Annotated in this window: 15 protein-coding genes; 6 read left to right on the forward strand and 9 right to left on the reverse strand. The window is 68.3% G+C overall.

Annotated features, from left to right (window positions below; genetic code table 11):
* The first annotated feature begins 90 nt into the window (after nucleotides 1-90).
* The 6 genes from IB225_RS18735 to IB225_RS18760 all read left to right on the forward strand — a co-directional run bounded on the left by IB225_RS18735 (nucleotide 91) and on the right by IB225_RS18760 (nucleotide 7,845).
* Nucleotides 91-1,212: an HDOD domain-containing protein gene (locus IB225_RS18735; RefSeq protein WP_225584080.1), complete on the forward strand. Its 1,122-nt coding sequence runs from the start codon at nucleotides 91-93 to the stop codon at nucleotides 1,210-1,212.
* Nucleotides 1,213-1,300: 88 nt separating this feature from the next.
* Nucleotides 1,301-1,906 carry a transcriptional repressor LexA gene (gene lexA / locus IB225_RS18740; protein ID WP_192313971.1) on the forward strand — a complete coding sequence of 202 codons (606 nt, stop codon included), beginning with the start codon at nucleotides 1,301-1,303 and terminating at the stop codon, nucleotides 1,904-1,906.
* A gap of 1 nt (nucleotide 1,907) precedes the next feature.
* Nucleotides 1,908-2,534: a translesion DNA synthesis-associated protein ImuA gene (gene imuA / locus IB225_RS18745; protein ID WP_192313974.1), complete on the forward strand. Its 627-nt coding sequence runs from the start codon at nucleotides 1,908-1,910 to the stop codon at nucleotides 2,532-2,534.
* Between the two features lie 9 nt (nucleotides 2,535-2,543).
* On the forward strand, nucleotides 2,544-3,962 hold the full coding sequence (locus tag IB225_RS18750) for a DNA polymerase Y family protein (protein ID WP_192313977.1): 1,419 nt from the start codon (nucleotides 2,544-2,546) through the stop codon (nucleotides 3,960-3,962).
* On the forward strand, nucleotides 3,959-7,201 hold the full coding sequence (locus IB225_RS18755; protein WP_192313981.1) for an error-prone DNA polymerase: 3,243 nt from the start codon (nucleotides 3,959-3,961) through the stop codon (nucleotides 7,199-7,201). The genes IB225_RS18750 and IB225_RS18755 overlap by 4 nt, the downstream gene beginning before the upstream one ends.
* A gap of 8 nt (nucleotides 7,202-7,209) precedes the next feature.
* The gene (locus tag IB225_RS18760) at nucleotides 7,210-7,845 is read left to right on the forward strand and encodes an alpha-ketoglutarate-dependent dioxygenase AlkB (protein WP_225584082.1); all 636 of its coding nucleotides are present in this window, start codon (nucleotides 7,210-7,212) and stop codon (nucleotides 7,843-7,845) included.
* A gap of 135 nt (nucleotides 7,846-7,980) precedes the next feature.
* Here the strand turns inward: IB225_RS18760 and flgL are convergent, their stop codons facing one another.
* The 9 genes from flgL to IB225_RS18805 form a co-directional block, all read right to left on the reverse strand.
* Complete coding sequence (gene flgL, locus IB225_RS18765) at nucleotides 7,981-9,183, reverse strand: flagellar hook-associated protein FlgL (RefSeq protein ID WP_192313984.1); 1,203 nt, start codon at nucleotides 9,181-9,183, stop codon at nucleotides 7,981-7,983.
* On the reverse strand, nucleotides 9,180-11,063 hold the full coding sequence (flgK, locus tag IB225_RS18770) for a flagellar hook-associated protein FlgK (RefSeq protein WP_192313987.1): 1,884 nt from the start codon (nucleotides 11,061-11,063) through the stop codon (nucleotides 9,180-9,182). Before flgK ends, flgL begins: the two co-directional genes overlap by 4 nt.
* A 14-nt stretch (nucleotides 11,064-11,077) precedes the next feature.
* Nucleotides 11,078-12,130 carry a flagellar assembly peptidoglycan hydrolase FlgJ gene (gene flgJ, locus IB225_RS18775; RefSeq protein WP_192314397.1) on the reverse strand — a complete coding sequence of 351 codons (1,053 nt, stop codon included), beginning with the start codon at nucleotides 12,128-12,130 and terminating at the stop codon, nucleotides 11,078-11,080.
* A gap of 10 nt (nucleotides 12,131-12,140) precedes the next feature.
* Entirely contained in the window at nucleotides 12,141-13,322 is a 1,182-nt protein-coding gene (locus IB225_RS18780; RefSeq protein WP_305076764.1) for a flagellar basal body P-ring protein FlgI, read from the reverse strand.
* A gap of 8 nt (nucleotides 13,323-13,330) precedes the next feature.
* The gene (gene flgH / locus IB225_RS18785; protein WP_192313990.1) at nucleotides 13,331-14,017 is read right to left on the reverse strand and encodes a flagellar basal body L-ring protein FlgH; all 687 of its coding nucleotides are present in this window, start codon (nucleotides 14,015-14,017) and stop codon (nucleotides 13,331-13,333) included.
* Nucleotides 14,018-14,048: 31 nt separating this feature from the next.
* Nucleotides 14,049-14,834, reverse strand: a complete 786-nt coding sequence (gene flgG, locus IB225_RS18790) for a flagellar basal-body rod protein FlgG (RefSeq protein ID WP_192313993.1) — start codon at nucleotides 14,832-14,834, stop codon at nucleotides 14,049-14,051.
* 950 nt (nucleotides 14,835-15,784) lie between these two features.
* Nucleotides 15,785-16,537 (reverse strand): flagellar basal body rod protein FlgF, encoded by a 753-nt coding sequence (locus IB225_RS18795; RefSeq protein WP_192313996.1) that lies wholly within the window; start codon nucleotides 16,535-16,537, stop codon nucleotides 15,785-15,787.
* Nucleotides 16,538-16,565: 28 nt separating this feature from the next.
* On the reverse strand, nucleotides 16,566-17,786 hold the full coding sequence (flgE, locus tag IB225_RS18800) for a flagellar hook protein FlgE (RefSeq protein WP_192313999.1): 1,221 nt from the start codon (nucleotides 17,784-17,786) through the stop codon (nucleotides 16,566-16,568).
* A gap of 37 nt (nucleotides 17,787-17,823) precedes the next feature.
* A complete protein-coding gene (locus IB225_RS18805; RefSeq protein ID WP_192314002.1) occupies nucleotides 17,824-18,507 on the reverse strand; it encodes a flagellar hook capping FlgD N-terminal domain-containing protein in 684 nt (227 codons plus the stop codon).
* Nucleotides 18,508-18,518: the final 11 nt, after the last annotated feature.

The following is an 18,518-nucleotide window of genomic DNA, read 5'->3' on the forward strand; positions in this document are numbered from 1 at the left end:
GGCCGACACCCTTGCTAGATTCCATTGGTCCGTGCCTTCCCGAGTGGGAGGCATGCATTGAACTTGCAAGAAAAACAAAGGGGACGTGCCTTGCGCATTCTGTACGTTGGCGACACCGCCTGCCTGCCTGACGATCTGACCGACTACATCGGCGACATGGGCGACGAGTGGACGGTCGAAACGGTGGCCGATGGAAAATCGGCGATGTTCGCGGTCTCCAACGGCCCGGTCGACGTGGTGATGGTGGGGCCGGCGCTGTCGGACCTGCCGCCGGCCACGCTGCTGGGGCAGATCCGCACGCTGCGTCCGGAAACCATCCGCATCGCCCTGCTGGAAGGCAGCACCGACAGCCTGGCGGCACCGATCAAGCTGATCGGCGTGGCGCATCGCTTCCTGCCGTTGCCGCTGACGTCGGAAACGGTGCTGGAGTCGATCCACAGCCTGGAAGAGCTGCGCGACCTGCTGGACAGCCCACGCCTGCGCCGTGCGATCGGCCGCGTCGAACACCTGCCGTCGCCGCCGCACCTGTACTTCGCGCTGACGCGCGCGCTGGAAGAAGACGAAGGCACCGCCAACGACATCGCCCGGCTGGTGTCCGGTGATCCGGCCATCGCGGCCAAGGTGCTGCAGCTGTGCAACTCGGCGTACTTCTCCAACGGCCGTGCGGTCACCGACCTGCGCGCCGCGGTCACGCGGCTGGGCCTGGGCACGCTGCGCGACCTCGTGTTGGCCAGCGAAGTGTTCTCGATGAAGACCACGTCCGGCGTCGACCGCGCCGCCCTGCAGCACCGTGCGCTGCTGGCCTCGCGCCTGGCGGCGAAGATCCTGCCGCGTACCAGTTCCGAACTCGGCGCCACCGCGGCACTGCTGGCCGACATCGGCCTGCTGCTCCCGGGCGTGCGCGACGAGCGCGACTCACCCGCTGCCGAAGACGACGACCGTCCCGGCCACACCGAGGCGGGCGCCTACCTGCTGGGCCTGTGGGGCCTGCCGATGCCGATCGTCGAAGCGGTGGCGTTCCATCGCCAGCCGCAGCGTTCCAGCCTGCGCAGCTTCTGGGTGCCGGGTGCCGTGCACGTGGCCGGCGCGCTGGCCAGCAACGAGCCGGTGGACGAGGGCTACCTGAAGTCGCTGGGCGTGCTGGACCAGCTGCCCAACTGGCGGCAGATGGCCGAAACCATGGTCGAGCGCGCCGAGGAACAGGCCGCCTGACGGCTCCCTGGCGGGGTGCCGCTAGCCGATATACGGCAGCCTCGCCAGTCTCGCCCTGCGCGACGGAAAGGTGTACAAATGTACACCCATGAGCCCCGTCGACCTGCCTCCCCAACGTGCCGCCGTCCTGGCCTTCCTGCGCCGGGAGCTGGCGGCCGGACGCGCGCCCAGCCTGGCGGACATCGCCGACGCCTTCGGCTTCGCCTCGCGTAACGCCGCCCAGAAGCATGTGCAGGCGCTGGTCGCCGACGGTCTGCTGGAACAGGCGCCAGGCCAGAAGCGCGGCCTGCGCCTGCCCGGCGGTATGGCGGACCTGCTGCCGCTGCCCGTGCTGGGACGTGTCGCCGCCGGCCAGCCGATCGGCGCCGACATCGGCCTGGACGAACAGCTGTGGCTGGACCGCCGGCTGTTCTCGCCGCAGCCGGATTACCTGCTGAAGGTGCAGGGCGATTCGATGATCGACGACGGCATCGTCGATGGCGACCTGGTCGGCGTGCATCGCACCGCCGACGCGCGCGACGGACAGACCGTCGTCGCCCGCATCGACGGCGAACTGACCATTAAGCGCCTGCAGCGCGAACGCCGGCGCATCCGCCTGCTGCCGCGCAATCCCGCGCACACCCCCATCGACGTGCAGCCGGGACAGGACTTCGCCATCGAAGGCGTCTACTGCGGCCTGGTGCGGCGCGGCTGAGATGGGCGCCGTCGTCGCCCTCGACACGCTGCTGGCTGCGCGCACGCTGTGGCATGCGGGACGCAGCGCGGCCATCGCCGCCGATGGCGAACCCACCGGCCATGCCGCGCTCGATGCCTTGCTGCCGCAGGGCGGCTGGCCACGGCGCGCACTCACCGAACTGCTGCTGCCCGCTGACGGTGTAGGCGAACTGGCGCTGCTGCTGCCGACGCTGGCACGGATGACGCAGGCCGGCAGCACCGTGGCGGTGATCGCACCGCCGTACATTCCGTATGCGCCCGCCTGGCAGGCCGCAGGCGTGGACCTGGCGTTGCTGGAAATCGTCGAAGCCGCGCCGCGGGATGCGCTGTGGGCCTTCGAACAGTGCCTGCGCAGCGGCGCCTGCGCCGCGGTACTGGGCTGGCCCGTGAACGCTGATGGCCCCGCACTCCGTCGCCTGCAGGTGGCGGCCGACGGGGGCGAGTGCCTGGGTTTCGCGCTGCGCGACCGTCGCCATGCCACCAATCCGTCGGCGGCCGCGCTGCGATTGGAAGCCACCCGCGATGCCCGCGGCGACACCGCCTGGCAGGTGCGTAAATGCCGGGGCGGGCCGGCGCCTGCGCAACCGTTCGCGCTGGTCGCGCATTGAGGCCAGCGCATGCTCTGGGCCTGTGTACTGCTGCCGCAGCTGGCGCTCGACGCCGTCCTCCGGCGTCTGCCTGAACCTGATGCGCCACTGGCGCTGGTCGGTGGTCCCGCGCAACTGCGCACATTGCATGCGGTGAATGCATCCGCCGCACAGGCGGGCCTGCGTGGCGGCATGCGACTGACGGCGGCGCATGCCCTGTCGCCGGACTTCGCGATGGTCGAATACGACCCGCAGGCCGAAGCGCGCTGGCAGCGCTTCCTCGCGGCGTGGGCGTACCGGCACAGCTCGCTGGTCAGTGCACAGTGGCCGGGCTGCATCGTGCTGGAAGTGCGCGCGAGTTTCCGGCTGCTCGGGCCCTGGCCGCGCATCGAGGCGCGGTTGCGCGAGGAACTGGGTCTGCTCGGTTTCCAGCACCGCATCGCATTGGCGCCCACGCCGCGTGCCGCGCATGTGTTCGCCGGCCTGCGCGACGGGCTGGCGGTGATGCAACCCGCAGCGATGGCCGACCTGCTGGACCGCGTGCCGGTAAGACGTGCACGGCTGCCGGACGACACCGGCGAACGCCTGCACCGCATGGGCATCCGCGACCTGCGCACGCTGCATGCCTTGCCACGCGACAGCCTGCGCCGCCGCTTCGGCCTGCCGGTGCTGGAGCACCTGGACCGCCTGTACGGGCAGGCCGACGATCCGCTGGCCTACTACATGCCGCCGGACCACTTCGACGCACGCATCGAACTCGGCTACGAAGTCGAGAGCCACATGGCGCTGCTGTTCCCGCTGCGCCGGCTGATCGGCGATCTGTGCACCTACCTGTCCATCCGCGACGGCGGTGTGCAACGGTTCCTGCTGCGGCTGGAACACGAGGAAGGGCATACCGATGTCGAAGTCGGTCTGCTGGCCGCCGAGCGCGAACCGGCGATGCTGTTCGAGCTGACCCGCAACCGGCTGGAACGCGTGCAGATCGACCATCCGGTGGTCGGCGTGCGCCTGCTGGCGCGCGAGCTGCCGCCGTTCGTGCCGGCCGCGCGCGACCTGTTCGATACGAGGCCGCAGCAGCAACTGCCATGGCCGCAGTTGCGCGAACGCTTGCGTGCGCGCCTGGGCGACGACGCGGTGCACCGTGTGGCGCCGGCCGGCGATCCGCGTCCGGAGCGCGCGTGGCGTCGCGTGCAGGGCGATGGCGCGCGCATTCCGTCAGCACCGGTGCGTCCCCCGCGTCCGGCGTGGCTGCTGCCGCAGCCGGTGCCGCTGCGCGATCCGCACCCGCGCATCGTGTCCGGCCCCGAGCGGCTGGAAAGCGGCTGGTGGGATGGCGAGGACGCACGCCGCGACTACTACGTGCTGGAAACCTCGCAAGGACAGCACGTCTGGGCGTTCGCGCCGCCGGGCGAGCAGGGCGGCTGGATGCTGCATGGGTGGTTCGCATGAGTCGCGAGGAAGGACGCGGCGATCATCCCGGTGCGCACGTGCCACGGGCGTGGGAGACCGCGCAGCGGCTGCGCTTGCAGGTCGCGGCCAACGACGATGCGCCGGTCGACGATGGACTGCCGGCGTATGCCGAACTGCACTGCCTGTCGGATTTTTCCTTCCTGCGCGGCTCGTCCAGCGCGGAGGACCTGTTCGCCCGCGCCGTGCAATGCGGGTACGAAGCGCTGGCGATCACCGACGAGTGCTCGCTGGCCGGCATCGTGCGCGGGCTGGAAGCGTCGCGTGCGACCGGGCTGAAGCTGATCGTCGGCAGCGAGTTCACCCTGGCATGCGGATTGAAATGCGTGCTGCTGGTGGAAACCCTGCACGGATACGCACGCCTGTGCGAACTGATCACCACCGCGCGCCGTGCCGCACCGAAGGGCCGGTACCGGCTCACGCGCCAGGAGGTGGAGCAGGTGCTGGGCGACGGCGATCCCGAGGCCGGCGGCCTGTTCGCGCTTTGGTTGCCGGCGCGCGTGCCGGACCAGGCGCAGGGGCGCTGGCTGCTGCAGATCTTCGGCCCGCGGGCGCATCTCGCGGTGGAGCTGCACCGCGAGCAGGACGATGCGGCACGGCTGCGGCAGTTGCTCGATCTGTCGTCGCACCTGTCGATGCCGGCTGTCGCCAGCGGCGACGTGCACATGGATGTACGCCGGCAGCGGGCGTTGCAGGACACGATGACGGCGATCCGCCACACGCTGCCGCTGTCCGAGTGCGGTGAACATCTGTTCCGCAATGGCGAGCGCCACCTGCGTACGCGACGGGCACTCGGCAACATCTATCCGGGAACATTGCTGGATAACGCCATCGCGCTCGCACGGCGCTGCACGTTCTCGATGGCGGAGGTGAAGTACAAATATCCCGCCGAGCTGGTGCCGGAGGGTCATACGCCAACCAGCTGGCTGCGCGAACTGACCGAGCGGGGAATGCGCGAACGCTGGAAGGAAGGCGTGCCGCCCGCCATCGTCGCGCAGATCGACGAGGAACTCGTCCTCATTGCCAAGCTCAAGTACGAGGCGTTCTTCCTTACGGTCGAAGACATCGTCCGCTTCGCCAAGTCGCGGGACATCCTGTGCCAGGGGCGTGGCTCTTCGGCCAATTCGGCCGTCTGTTTCGCGCTGGGCATCACCGTGGTGGATCCGGCCGAAAGCCGGTTGCTGATGGCGCGTTTCCTGTCCGAAGAGCGGGGCGAGCCGCCTGACATCGACGTGGACTTCGAACATGCACGTCGCGAGGAAGTACTGCAGTACGTCTACGGCAAGTACGGACGCCGCCGTGCCGCACTGGCGGCCACCGTCATCCGTTACCGCGGCAAGAGCGCGGTGCGCGACGTCGCCAAGGCGTTCGGGCTTCCCGCGGACCAGATCGGCCTGCTGGCCGAGTGCTACGGCTGGGGCAATGGCGAGACGCCGATGGAACAGCGGCTGCGCGAAGCCGGCTTCGATCCGGAGAACCCGCTGATCCGGCGCGTGCTGGCGGTGACCACCCAGCTGCGCGGCCATCCCCGGCATCTGTCCCAGCATGTCGGCGGCTTCGTCATCAACGACGGGCCGCTGTCCGAGGTGGTGCCGGTGGAAAACGCCGCGATGGACGAGCGCACCATCATCCAGTGGGACAAGGACGACCTGGAGACGATGAAGCTGCTGAAGGTCGACTGCCTGGCGCTGGGCATGCTGACCTGCATCCAGAAAGCCGTGGACCTGGTGACGAAACACCGTGGCTACACGATCGACCTGGCGCGGCTGCCGCCGGGAGACAAGCGCACCTACGCGATGATCCAGGCCGCCGATACCGTCGGCGTGTTCCAGATCGAGTCGCGTGCACAGATGAGCATGTTGCCGCGGTTGAAACCGAAGAGTTTCTACGACCTGGTGATCGAAGTGGCCATCGTGCGCCCCGGTCCCATCCAGGGTGGCATGGTGCATCCGTATCTGCGGCGAAGGCAGAAGAAGGAAGCGGTGACGTATCCGTCCGAGGGCATCGAGGCCATCCTCGGCAACACGCTGGGCATTCCGCTGTTCCAGGAGCAGGTGATGGAGCTGGTGATCCACGCCGGTTACACGCCATCGCAAGCCGATGGCCTGCGTCGTTCGATGGCGGCATGGGGCAGGGGCGGCGACATGGAGCCGCATCGCGCGAAGATCCGCAGCCTGATGGAGGGAAAGTATTCCTCCGAGTTCATTGACCAGATCTTCGAACAGATCAAGGGCTTCGGTTCCTATGGCTTCCCGCAGAGCCATGCGGCCTCGTTCGCCAAGCTGGTCTACATCAGCTGCTGGCTGAAGCGGCACGAGCCGGCCGCGTTCGTCTGCGCATTGCTCAACGCGCAGCCGATGGGCTTCTACTCGGCCAGCCAGATCGTGCAGGACGCACGGCGGGGCCATTGGGCGGGGCGGCCGCGTGTCGAGGTCCGCCCCGTGGACGTGGCCTGCAGCGATTGGGACAACACGCTGGAGGGCGGGCGGATGCGGAGCGACGCGGTTCGCGGAGGACAGGCCGCGGTGCGTCTCGGCTTCCGCCAGGTCGGCGGGCTGTCGGAGACGGTGGGCGAAGCGATCATGGCGGCGCGCGCGCAGCGGCCTTTCACCGACGTGCGCGACCTGTGCCTGCGCGCGAACCTCGACGAGAAGGCGCGCACCGCCTTGGCCGAAGCCGGCGCGCTGCAGTCGCTCGCCGGCCACCGTCATGCCGCCCGCTGGGCCGTGGCCGGCATCGAGCGCCAGCGTCCGCTGCTGCCGGGCAGTCCCGACGAAGACGACATCGCGCTGCCCGCGCCGAATACCGTCGAAGACGTACTGTCGGATTACCGCGTCACCGGCCTGACGCTGGGCAAGCATCCGCTGGCGTTGCTGCGCGACCGCCTGCGTCGCGAGCGCGTGGTGGATTCGCGCCAGCTGCAGGACCTGCCGCACGGCCGTGGCGTGCACGTGGCCGGCATCGTCACCCAGCGCCAGCGGCCGGGGACGGCCAGCGGCGTCATCTTCGTCACGCTGGAAGACGAGCATGGCGTGGTCAACGTGGTGGTCTGGGCGCGTATTGCCGAGCGCCGGCGCAAGGCACTGCTCGGCGCGCGTCTGCTGGGCGTGCGCGGACGCTGGGAGCACGTCGACGGCGTGCGCCACCTGATCGCCGACGACCTGCACGACTTCAGCCACTTGCTCGGCGAGCTGCAGACCAGCTCGCGCGACTTCCATTGAGGTCCGCCATGCACGCCCTCTCTTCGATGATCGATGACCTGTTCGCCCCTGCGATGGTGCAGCTGGTGGACGATGCCGAAGGCGGCATCCGCTATTGGCCCGGCGTGATCGATCCGGTCACGGCCCGGCGATGGTTCGATGTCCTCCACGCCCATGCCGCGTGGACGCATCTGCAGCGGCCGATGTACGACCGCATCGTCGATGTGCCGCGGCTGCTGGCGAACTACGCGGTGGATGCACTGCCGAATGACCTGCCTCTGGCGCACCTGCTGGCCTGCGTGCAGGCGAAGGCGCCCGCGCCGTATTCGCGCATCGGCATGAACCTGTATCGCGACGGCAACGACAGCGTCGCCATGCACGGCGACAAGCTGCATACGGTCGCGGCGGGCCATCCGATCACGCTGGTCTCGCTGGGCGCGCCACGGCGCATGCTGATCCGGGCGACGTCCGGCGCGCGCGATACGGTGGCCGTCGATCTCGCGCCCGGCAGCGTGCTGTCGATGAGCCATGCCTCGCAGACCACGCACGAACACGGCATTCCTAAGACGCAGCGATCGCAGGGCGCGCGGATCAGCGTGGTGTTCCGGGTGAGGCCGGCGTCGCCTGTGGGAACAGGCGGGATAGCCGGTGTGGGAGCGACGTAAGTCGCGATGGGCCACCGGTAATGCCTCATCGCGACTTACGTCGCTCCCACAACCGTTTTTCCCGCCCTGCAAAAAAAATCGCCGCGAGTGTGCCGCGGCGTGAGGGCAAGGACTGCTTGAAAGGAGAGAGGTGCGTCAGCCCATCAGCTTGAAGAGCGACAGCTGCTGCATCTGCATGAAGACCGTCTGCGCGGCCTGGAGTGCGGTGTTTTCCATCTGGTAGCGGCCGATGGCCTCGGCCCAGTCGAGGTCGCGCAGGCCGGACAGCGTGTCCTTCAGCGTGACGTTGTTGGCTTCGCGCAGGGCCGCGGCATCTTCGATGGCCGACAGCTGGGCGCCGCCGCTGGCGCGGGCATCGATCATCTTGCCCTGCGCGGTGGAGACGTCGCGCATCGCGGCCTGCAGGTTGTTCTGCATGGCGGCGCGCTGCGCATCGGTGGTCGGACTGGTCTCCAGTGTGTCGATCAGGCCCTGCACCGTGGCGAAGATGTCGCGGCTGCCGGCCGGCCCCAGCGTGAAGCTGTCGCCGTTGGCGGGCTGGCCGTCGATCTTCATCTGCACGCCGGCGAAGGCGATGCTCTCGCCCTTGGTGTAGGTGCCGGAGGTGACCGGATTGCCGCCCGCATCCAGCACCTGGTAGGTGTCGTTGGCGCCGAACTCCAGCGTGTAGGTGCCGCCGGTCCACGCGGTGGAGTCGGTCACGCTGAAGCCCATCAGCAGGCCGGTGCCGGTGTTGCCGCTGGCGGCCGCACCGTCGATGCGTCCGTCGCCGGTGCGCAGGCGCAGGAAGACTTCGCTGCCGGGCAGGGTGTCGGCGACGAACATGTCCGGCGCCACTTCCACCTGCCGCTGCGTCTGGTCGCCGCTGTAGATCACGTTGCCACCGGCGATCGCGAACGGTGCGCTGCCGTCGCTGGTGCCGCCGAACAGGTAGCGGCCGGCGCCGTCGGTGCTGTTGGCCAGGTCCAGCAGGCCGGCGTAGATCGCCTTCAGCTCGGTGCTGATCGCCTGCCGGCTGTCGTCGCCCATCGCGGCGTTGTTGGCCTGGATGACCAGTTCGTTGACGCGCGCCATCGCATCGCCGACCCGGGTCAGTGCGTTCTCCTGCAGACCCAGGCGGTTTTCCACCGCATTGGCGTTCAGGCCGAAGCGTTCCAGCTCGGCGACCGCGCGGTCCAGGCCCACGGCGGTGCCGGCAGCGACCGGATCGTCCTTCGCCGTGACCAGCCGCTGTCCGCTGGCGAGCTGCTGCTGCGTGTGCGCCAGCTTCGCCTGCTTGGCCAGCATCGTCGAGATCGACTGCTGGTACATCATGTTGGTGGAGATGCGGTAGTTCATCGGCGGGTCGCAGCCAGGAGCGATTGGAACAGGGTGTCGGCGGTCGCGATGATCTGCGACGCGGCCTGGTAGGCCTGCTGCAGGCGCATCAGGTCGGCGGCTTCCTCGTCCAGGTTCACGCCGGAGATCGCATCGCGCGAGGCCTGCGCCTGGTCGTGGATCACCTGCTGCGCCTGCGCCGAGTAGTCGGCCTGGCGTGCCGCGGAACCGACCTGCGTGGTCAGGCCGCCGATGGCGCCGTTGAGCGTCAGCGTGCCGCCGTTGAGGACGCGGGCATCGTCCAGGTTCGACAGCAGCTTGGCGTTGCCGTTGTCGCTGGAGTTGGCGCCGGTGGGGCTGACGCGGAAGCTGTCGCCGGCTGCCGGTGCGCCGTCCAGCACCACGCTCCAGCCGTTGTAGGCGACGGTCTGGCCGGGGGTGTAGGCGAACGGGCCGGTGCCGTTGATGGTGTATTGGGTGGCGTCGATGAACTCGATGTCGACCGGCGCCAGCAGGTTGGCGTTCGCGGCGTCGGTGACCTTCAGGCCGCTGACCTTGCCGCTGCCGGTGTTGGCCATGTCGGTGTTGGCCTTCACCGGCGTCGCCGCGGCGATGCGGCCGGGATCGGTGATGGCCACGCTGAGGTTGCCGGCCGCACCCGCGGTGGGCTGCAGCAGGAAGCGGTCGTTGGTGCCCGGCGTGGTGCCGGGTGCCAGCCGCAGTTCGATGCCGTTGACGACCAGCGGATCCGTCGCGGTGCCGGTGCCGGTCATCGGGATGCTGGCGCCGGTGTCGGGATTCGTTGCCACCCATGCGGCGCCATCGAAGCGCAGCAGCACGTTCTGCGCGCTGAGCGCGCCCGTGCTGCCGACGGAGGTCTGCAGCGTCGCGTTGCCGGTGTTGCCCGCATTCGAGGAAATGCGCGGCGCCGGCAGATTGAAGAAGTCGGTGCCCAGTTGGCCGTACTGGTCCATACCGGCGCGGTGGCCGGCGTTGAACGTCTGCGCCAGCGAAGTGGCGACGCGGCCGAGTTCGGCCGCCGCCGGATCCAGGACGGTGGTGCGGAATTCGATCAGGCCGCCGATCTGGCCACCGAGTGCGCGCGAATCGAGCGTGGTGCGCTGGCCGTTGGTCTCCAGCGCCACCTGCAGGCGTTCGGGACGGTAGGGGTCTGGCACGGTCACCAGCGTGCTGGCGGTGGCGCCCACCACCAGCGGTTGTCCGCCGGCACTGAAGACGTTGACCAGGCCGCCGTCCTGCGTGACGGCATTGCCGCCGGTGTAGCCCACCAGTTCGCTGATCAGCTGGTCGCGCCGGTCGAGCAGGTCGCCGGACGGACTGCTGCTGCCGCCGATGCGGCCGTTGAGCTGCGCGATCTCTTTCGCCAGCCGGTTCACTTCACCGGTGGCGGCGGTCAGGCCGGCATTGACCTCGATGTCCAGGCCGTCGAGATGCTTGTCGATCTGGCCGAAGCGGGTGACCAGCGCATTGGCCTGCGCCAGCACGCTTTCACGGTCGGCCGAACCGGCCGCGTTCGACGACAGCGCGTTGACCGAATCGAAGAAGCTCGACCACGGCGCACTGATGCCGGTAGCCTTCTCCGAGAACAGCTGGTCCAGGCGGGTGGACAGCGTGGACAGTTGCTGCAGGCGCGAGAGTTCGCCGCCGCTGTCGAGCAGGCGCGAGGTGGCCAGCGAATCGGCCATCCGGCGCACGTCGACGATCTGTACGCCGTTGCCCTGGAAGCCGTAGCCGAAGAACGTGCCGTCGCGCGCCTCGAACTCCACGCGCTGGCGCGAATAGCCCGGCGTGTTGATGTTGGCGACGTTGTGGCCGACGGTGGACAGGGCGCGCTGGAAGGCGATCAGGGCGCTGCTGCCGGTGGCGAGTAGGTTCGACATGCGTTATCCCCAGGTCAGCGCCGCAGCGCGTTGCCGATGGCGTTGCCCACGACGTTGCCGACCTTGCCGCCGACGGTGTCGCCGATCGCCGACAGCACCTTGCCCAGCGTCGGGCCGTTGGCGATGGAGGCGATCTTGTTGGCGTAGGTGGGATCGGTGGCGTAGCCGGCGCGTTGCAGGCCGCGTGCGAAGCCGGCGATGTCCTTGCCGGCCGACAGTGCCTGCTGGTAGCGCGGGTTGTTCTTCAGCAGCCGCACGTAGTCGGCGAAGCTTTCGGCGGGTGACGCGTACGCGCGGAAGTCCGCGGTCTCGGTGTGCTTCACGCCGTTGGTGTATTCGTGCGTGGCGGTGCGGGCGCGTTCGCCCTTCCAGCCGGTCGCCTTGATGCCGAACAGGTTGTGCGCGCTGCCACCGTCGCCGGTCTTGATCTGGCGCTTGCCCCAGCCGGTTTCCAGCGCGGCCTGCGCGACCAGCGCACGCGGATCGACGCCCAGTTCCTTCGCCGCCTGCTTGGCGTGGTCCCAGATCTCGGCGACGAAGCGTTCCGGCGTGTTGCGCGCGTACTTGGACGGATCGGCCGAGGCGACCTGTTCGACTTCATCGCAGGCCGCATCGGGACGCACGGTGATGGTGTCCAGCGTGATCGTGCCGGGCATCGTCGTGGTGTCGCGCGCCGTGCTGCCGATGCCGCGGCCGGCGATGGCATCGAGCATCGAATCGGCTTCGCCGCCCGGCAGCAGGCGCTTGTACGCCGACAACGCGGTGCTGGCGGGAACGGCGGGTGTGTTGGTGTCGGTGGCGCCCAGCTGGCGCGCGATCATCGGCGCCAGGCCCAGCCCGCGACCCTGCGACATCGCCGTGGCCAGCTGCTGGTCGTACATGTCGCGGAAGACCTGGTTCTCGCCCGGGAACAGCGAATCGCCGAAGCCCGCTTCGCGCATGCACTTGATCATCATCTGCGCGAACTGGCCTTCCAGCTTCTTCGCGACGTCGTGGATGCGTGCGTTGTCCGGCTTGCCGCCGGCATCAGCCAGCGGCAGCGAGGGATTCAGCGTTCCGATGGGCATGCTGGCCATGTCAGATCACCTCGAGCTCCGCGCGCAAGGCGCCGGCCTGCTTCAGGGCTTCCAGGATCGCGATCAGGTCGCCGGGCGCGGCACCGACTTCGTTGACCGCGCGGACGATCTCGTCCAGCGAGGTGCCGCCTTCGAACTTGAACATGCGGTTGCCTTCCTGGCTGACGGACACGCTGGACTGCGGCGTGATCACGGTCTGGCCACCGCGGGAGAATTCGTTCGGCTGGCTGACGTTGGCCGACTCGGTGATCGTCACCGTCAGCGAGCCATGCGTCACCGCGGCCGGCATCACCTGCACCTGCGCGCCGATCACCACGGTGCCGGTACGCGCATTGACGATGACCTTGGCCGGTGCGCTGCCAGGCGTCAGTTCCAGGTTCTCGATCTGGGCGAGGAAGTTGATGCGGCGCGAGACGTCGGCCGGCGCGCGCACGGCGACGGTGACGGCATCCAGCGCGTACGCGTTGCCGGCACCGAAGTTCTGCTCCAGCGCGGCGACCATGCGCGAGACGGTGGTGAAGTCGGCGCGATGCAGGTTGAGCATGATGGTGCCGTCGCCGCTGTCCAGCGCATTCGGCACGGTGCGTTCGACCGTGGCGCCATTGGGGATGCGCCCCACGCTCGGCACGTTGACCGACACGCGCGATCCATCCTTGCCCTGTGCGCCAAAGCCGCCGACCACCAGATTGCCCTGGGCGATGGCATAGACCTCGCCATCGGCACCGCGCAGCGGCGCCATCAGCAGGCTGCCGCCGCGCAGCGAGGTGGCGTTGCCGATCGAGGACACGGTGATGTCGATCGGCTGGCCGGGCTTGGCGAAGGCGGGCAGGTCGGCGTGGATGGCCACGGCCGCTACGTTCTTCAGCTGCGGATTGACGTTGGCCGGGACGTTGACGCCCAGCTCGCCCAGCATGTTCTTCAGGCTCTGCACGGTGAAGGGCGCCTGGCTGGTACGGTCGCCGGAGCCGTCGAGGCCGACGACCAGGCCATAGCCGACCAGCGGATTGCTGCGCACGCCGCCGACCTGCGCCAGGTCCTTGATGCGCTCGGCACGCGCGGCCGGCGCCAGGCAGATCAGCACCAGGCCGATCCAGGCCAGCAGGCCGAGCAGGGTATAGGTGTCGATGCGACGCGGCTTCTTGGTGGGCGTCGGCGCAGCGTGGTTGGAGTCGTTGGTGTCCATCACGGCGCTCAGTTCGGGAAGATCGGGGAGTTGAAGAAGCGGCCCAGCCAGCCCATCGAATTGGACTGCGCGATGGCGCCGCGACCGCCGTAGGCGATGCGTGCGTCGGCGACCTTGCCGGACGAAATGGTGTTGTCCGGGTTGATGTCGGCCGGGCGCACGATGCCCTGGATCTGCACCATCTCGTCGCCCTGGTTCAGGCGCATGTTCTTCTGGCCCTGCACGACCAGGTTGCCGTTCGGCAGGCGCTGGATCACGGTGACCGTCACGCTGCCCTGCAGGCGGTTGCTCTGCGCGCTGTTGCCGGTGCCGTTGAAGCCGCGGTCGCCGTTGACCGTGGCGCTGAGGATGTCGCGGCCGTTGACCGTGACCGGCGCACCGGCGATGTTCGGCGCGGCCATGCTGATCTCGCTCTTCTTGTCGACCGACGTGGTCGCCGAAGTCTGCGCGGCGGTGTTCTCCACCAGGTTGATCGTCAGCAGGTCGCCCACGTCGCGCGCGCGGCGGTCGGCGTAGAGGTTCAGGCCGGGGCCGGCGCGGTAGATGGAACCGGCCGTGGCCGGCGCCGTGGCGGCGACGATCGGCTGGATGGGTTCCATCGGCGCGTACGGACGCACGTCGCCGTAGTAGCGCGCACAGCCCGGCAGCAGCATCAGTGCGCAGGCGAGGGTGGCGGCGGACGTGGAGCGCTTCATGGCGTGTCTCGTGGCGTGACGGGTTTGGACGTCAGACGTTGTTGTTGAGGTAACCGAGCATCGAGTCGGTCGTGGAGATGGCCTTGGCGTTCATTTCGTAGGCGCGCTGTGTCTCGATCATGCTGACCAGCTCTTCCACGACGTTGACGTTGGAGCCTTCCAGCGAGCCCTGCACCACGTTGCCCAGGCCGTTGAGGCCGGGCGTGCCGTTCTGCGCGGGGCCGGACGCGGTGGTCTCGACGTAGAGGTTTTCGCCCTTGGCCTGCAGGCCGGACGGATTGACGAAGTCGGTCAGCGTCAGCGAGCCGATCTCGAGCGCCTGCGCCTGGCCGGCCATCGTCACGCTGACGGTGCCGTCGTTGCCGATGGTCAGCGACTGCGCGCCTTCCGGAACCTGGATGCCGGGCTGCACGGGATAGCCGCTGTTGGTGACCAGCTCGCCCTGTGAGTTGATCTGGAACGAGCCGTCGCGCGTGTAGGCGGGCGAGCCGTCGGGCAGCAGCACTTCGAAGAAGCCGCGGCCGTTGACCATGACGTCGAGCGAGCGGCCGGTCTGCTGCGGATTGCCCTGCTGGAAGTCCTTGGAGGTCGACACGACGCGCACGCCGGTGCCGAGCTGCAGGCCCGAAGGCAGCTGGGTCTGCGAGGAGGTGGAGCCACCGGGCTGGCGGACCTGCTGGTACAGGAGGTCTTCGAAACTGGCGCGGTCGCGCTTGAAGCCGGTGGTGTTGGTGTTCGCCAGGTTGTTGGAGACCACGGACATGCGCATCTGCTGTGCGTCCAGTCCGGTCTTGGCGACCCAGAGGGCTTGGTTCATGGCGTGGTTCCTCGCGGGTGAAGGGGGTGGAATCGCGTGGTGCGGTTCCTCGCCTTCTCTCAGGCAAGTCCTGTGCCGAAACGGGTGTCGTGGTTCTGGCGCTGGGGGCCGGGCCGATCCGGGATCTGGATCAAGGTCCCGGCAGGGAGGTGCCGGAAAGCCGGCGCGGCAGCCTTGGAGCCCCTCTCCCTGCGGGAGAGGGGTTGGGGTGCGGGGTGATGGGGTCCGTTGCCTGTGCGAGCGGTTGTTCTGTCCAAGGTCTTGCGTTGGATATCTGGGCCTGTCGGGATGGTTCTTTTGGGGCTGCCGGCATGGCGCCGCTCGCCGCGGGGTCTTTCTTTCTTTGCTTGTGCAAAGAAAGAAGCAAAGAAACACACCCCAGGCGGCACGCCCTCCGCGCTGCGCGCTCCGGGTCCGCGAGTGGGCCGGGAATTTTCGTAAGGCACATCCCTGTGCCATACGAAAACGCCGCCCATCCAGGGCGGCGCCCTTCGGGTTTTACCCGTCCCACTCGCCGTGCCTCATGGGGGCCCGAAAAGCTGGAGCAGAGCAAAGCCTTCGTCGGATGTAACTGGGGTGGCTCTCGGGCCCCCTGAGGTCCGGCAGTCGCGGCGGGTAAAACCCCGCAGGGGCGCCGCACAAGGATGTGCGGCGTTTTCGTACAGGGCAGGATGCCCTGCACGAAAATTCCCGCCGGGACTGCGCACCCGCCGCGTGCGGCGGGCGGACCGCCGGGGTGTGCTTTCTTTGCCTACTTTCTTTGCACAAGCAAAGAAAGTAGGGCCTCCGCGGCGAGCGGCACCATGCACACGGAAAAGAAGAACCATCCCGCAAGGCCGTACAACCCAAGCCAATCGCGGACGTGGCCGACGCCACGGATCTCTAAAGGCAAGGACTCCGTTACCCCTCACCCCAACCCCTCTCCCGGTGGGAGAGGGGCTTGAGAAGCGTCAGCCGCCGAGACGCAGCAACTGGTTCGACGACTGCGCCATCTCGTCGCCGCTGCGGATCACCTTCACCTGCATCTCGAACTGGCGCTGCAACTGGATCATCTGCACCAGCGCACCGGCCGCATCCACGTTGCTGCCTTCCAGCACACCCATCGTCAGACTGTTGCCATTGGCGACGGGCAGCGCGGGTGCCTGCGGATCCGAGGGCCGCATCAGACCGTCGCCGCCGCGCGCCAGCTGCGACTGCGCCGCTTCCACGATGCGCATGCGGCCGACGATCGCCATCGTCTGCGGGCCTTCGCCCTGCGGGATGATCGACACCGTGCCATCGGAACCGATGTCGATCGACTGCGCCGGCGGCACCGCGATCGGGTTGCCGTTGTCGTCCAGCACCGCGCGGCCGCCGGCGGTGACCAGCTGGCCGTTCGGCGTGACGCTCAGTTCGCCGTTGCGCGTGTACGCCGTGCCGCCGTCCGCAGCCTGCACCGCCATCCAGCGGTTCGGTTGCAGCGAGATGTCCAGCGAACGGCCGGTGACCATCTGCGAACCGGTCCGGCCGTCGAAGCCCGGATCGATCAGTACCGCGTCCACGCGCGACGGAAAGCCCTGGCCCTGGATCTTGAACGCCTCGGTGCCGGCCAGTGCAGCCTTGAAGCCCTTGGTGTCCACGTTGGCCAGGTTGTGCGACACGGTGCCCTGCGCCTGCAGTGAAGCGCGGGCGCCGGTCATTGCGACGTAAAGGGCCTTGTCCATGCGTCAGTCTCCGTCGGCGTCTGCCGGATCAGCGGATGTTGATCACCGCCTGGGTGATCTGGTCCTGCGTCGAGATGGCCTGCGAGTTGGCCTGGAAGTTGCGCTGCGCCACGATCATGTTGACCAGCTGCTCGGTCAGGTCGACGGTCGAGGCTTCCAGTGCACCGGAGGCCACCTGGCCGAAGTCCGAGGAACCCGGCGCACCGATACGCGGCTCGCCCGAGGCGTAGCTGTGCGTCCAGGTGTTGTTGCCTTGCGAGACCAGGCCCTGCGGATTGCTGAAGTTCGCCAGCGCGACCTGGCCCAGCGGACGATCCACGCCGTTGGAATAGCGCGCGTACACGACGCCGGTTTCGGACACGCTGAACTCGTTGAGCTTGCCGGTGGCGTAGCCGTCCTGGTTCTGGATGCGCTTGGCGAACTGCTCGCCGTACTGCGTGGTGCCGCTGATGTTCATCGTCATGTTCAGCACGCCGGCACCGGTGCTGGGCGTGAACGGTGCCAGCGTGATCTGGCCATTGGCCGGGGCGGTCAGCGTGCCGTTGTTGTCGAACTGCACCGTGGTCGGCGCACCCATCGAGGCGCCGTCGACGTACGAGTGCATCTGCCACTCGTTCGGGTTCGGCGTCTTCACGTAGTAGACGGTCTGCTGGTGGGCCACGCCCAGCGAGTCGTACACGGTGACCGAGGTGGTCTCGTTGTAGCTGGCGCTGTCGGTCGGCGAGAACGGCGAGATCGTCGGCTGCGCGGCGTTGCCGGGCAGGGTGACGCCCAGTTCCACGTTGGTGGTCGGCGACGGCGGGCTGTCAGTGGTCAGCAGGCGCAGGTCGGCCATATTGCCGGTGTCGAAGCCGACGCCGTCGGCACGCGGCGGGAACACCTGCAGGCGGTAGCCTTCCGGCGTGGTCACGAAACCGTTCGGGTCGCGCTGGAAGTTGCCGGCGCGCGTGTAGACGTTGGTGCCGTTGTTGTTGACGGTGAAGAAGCCTTCACGGTCGATCGCCAGGTCCAGGTAACGGCCGGTCTGGTTGATGTCGCCCTGCGAGAACTGCTGGGCGACGTTGGTCAGGCGCACGCCGGCACCGACGTTGTTGCGCGTCAGGCCGTAACCCGTGGTGGAGAACACCTCGGCGAACTCCGCGCGCGACTCCTTGAAGCCGGTGGTGTTGACGTTGGCGATGTTGTGCGAGGTGACGTTGAGGTCGGCGTTGGCCGCCCTCATGCCGGACAGCGAGCTTTGGAATGCCATGGAAGACTCCTTGCGGGATGCGGTGGGAGCGGAAGTGTCAGGACGCCGACTTGCCGATGCGCAGCACGTAGTCGAGCGGGGCGGTGCCCAAGCCGGGCAGGTTGAGGTACAGGCCGTCGGAGCCGATGGTCACGCTGTCCACCGTGGCGTCGACATAGGTGTTGAGCGCGGTGCCGGTGCCGTCGGTCGCGGTATGGGTGGCCTTGATGGAGTACTTGCCGGCCTCGGCGCGTTCGCCGTTGGCTTTCAGGCCGTCCCACGCGAACGCGGTTTCGCCCTTGCCGGTCGCTTCCACCTCGACGGTGTCGACGACCACGCCGCTGGCATCCTTGATCTCGAAGGTCACCTTGCCGGCGCCCGGCGACATCACCAGGCCGGTGGCGTTGCCGGAGGCGGGCAGCGCGATGGATTCGGACGGCACCACCACCGAATGCCCGACCAGCGAGGCGCCTTTCAGCACCTGGTCGCCAGTCAGCGCGGCGGTAAAGCCGTTGACGGTGGTGTTGAGGTCGCTGATGCCCTGCACGGTGGAGAACTGCGCCAGCTGGGCGACGAACTCGCTGTTCGACAGCGGCTTCAGCGGGTCCTGGTTGCTCAGCTGCTCGGTCATCAGCCGCATGAAGTCAGCCTGGCCCAGCGTGTCGGCTTTCTTCGCGGTGGTCGCGGCGCCGGTGGTACTGGTGTTGAGGGCGGAAAAGGGATCGCCGTTGACAGTGGTCATGCGCGTGCTCG

This window comes from Pseudoxanthomonas sp. PXM02, assembly GCF_014851805.1.
Taxonomy (GTDB): Bacteria; Pseudomonadota; Gammaproteobacteria; order Xanthomonadales; family Xanthomonadaceae; genus Pseudoxanthomonas_A.

What these genes read in the sequence shown, in the direction of transcription:
- IB225_RS18760 (WP_225584082.1), top strand. Translation starts at nt 7,210, where the DNA reads ATGCACGCCCTCTCTTCGATGATCGATGACCTGTTCGCCCCTGCGATG.
- imuA (WP_192313974.1), top strand. Translation starts at nt 1,908, where the DNA reads ATGGGCGCCGTCGTCGCCCTCGACACGCTGCTGGCTGCGCGCACGCTG.
- flgH (WP_192313990.1), bottom strand. Translation starts at nt 14,017, where the DNA reads ATGAAGCGCTCCACGTCCGCCGCCACCCTCGCCTGCGCACTGATGCTG.
- flgE (WP_192313999.1), bottom strand. Translation starts at nt 17,786, where the DNA reads ATGGCATTCCAAAGCTCGCTGTCCGGCATGAGGGCGGCCAACGCCGAC.
- flgG (WP_192313993.1), bottom strand. Translation starts at nt 14,834, where the DNA reads ATGAACCAAGCCCTCTGGGTCGCCAAGACCGGACTGGACGCACAGCAG.
- IB225_RS18750 (WP_192313977.1), top strand. Translation starts at nt 2,544, where the DNA reads ATGCTCTGGGCCTGTGTACTGCTGCCGCAGCTGGCGCTCGACGCCGTC.
- IB225_RS18805 (WP_192314002.1), bottom strand. Translation starts at nt 18,507, where the DNA reads ATGACCACTGTCAACGGCGATCCCTTTTCCGCCCTCAACACCAGTACC.
- flgL (WP_192313984.1), bottom strand. Translation starts at nt 9,183, where the DNA reads ATGAACTACCGCATCTCCACCAACATGATGTACCAGCAGTCGATCTCG.
- flgK (WP_192313987.1), bottom strand. Translation starts at nt 11,063, where the DNA reads ATGTCGAACCTACTCGCCACCGGCAGCAGCGCCCTGATCGCCTTCCAG.
- flgJ (WP_192314397.1), bottom strand. Translation starts at nt 12,130, where the DNA reads ATGCCCATCGGAACGCTGAATCCCTCGCTGCCGCTGGCTGATGCCGGC.
- IB225_RS18780 (WP_305076764.1), bottom strand. Translation starts at nt 13,322, where the DNA reads ATGGACACCAACGACTCCAACCACGCTGCGCCGACGCCCACCAAGAAG.
- lexA (WP_192313971.1), top strand. Translation starts at nt 1,301, where the DNA reads ATGAGCCCCGTCGACCTGCCTCCCCAACGTGCCGCCGTCCTGGCCTTC.
- IB225_RS18755 (WP_192313981.1), top strand. Translation starts at nt 3,959, where the DNA reads ATGAGTCGCGAGGAAGGACGCGGCGATCATCCCGGTGCGCACGTGCCA.
- IB225_RS18795 (WP_192313996.1), bottom strand. Translation starts at nt 16,537, where the DNA reads ATGGACAAGGCCCTTTACGTCGCAATGACCGGCGCCCGCGCTTCACTG.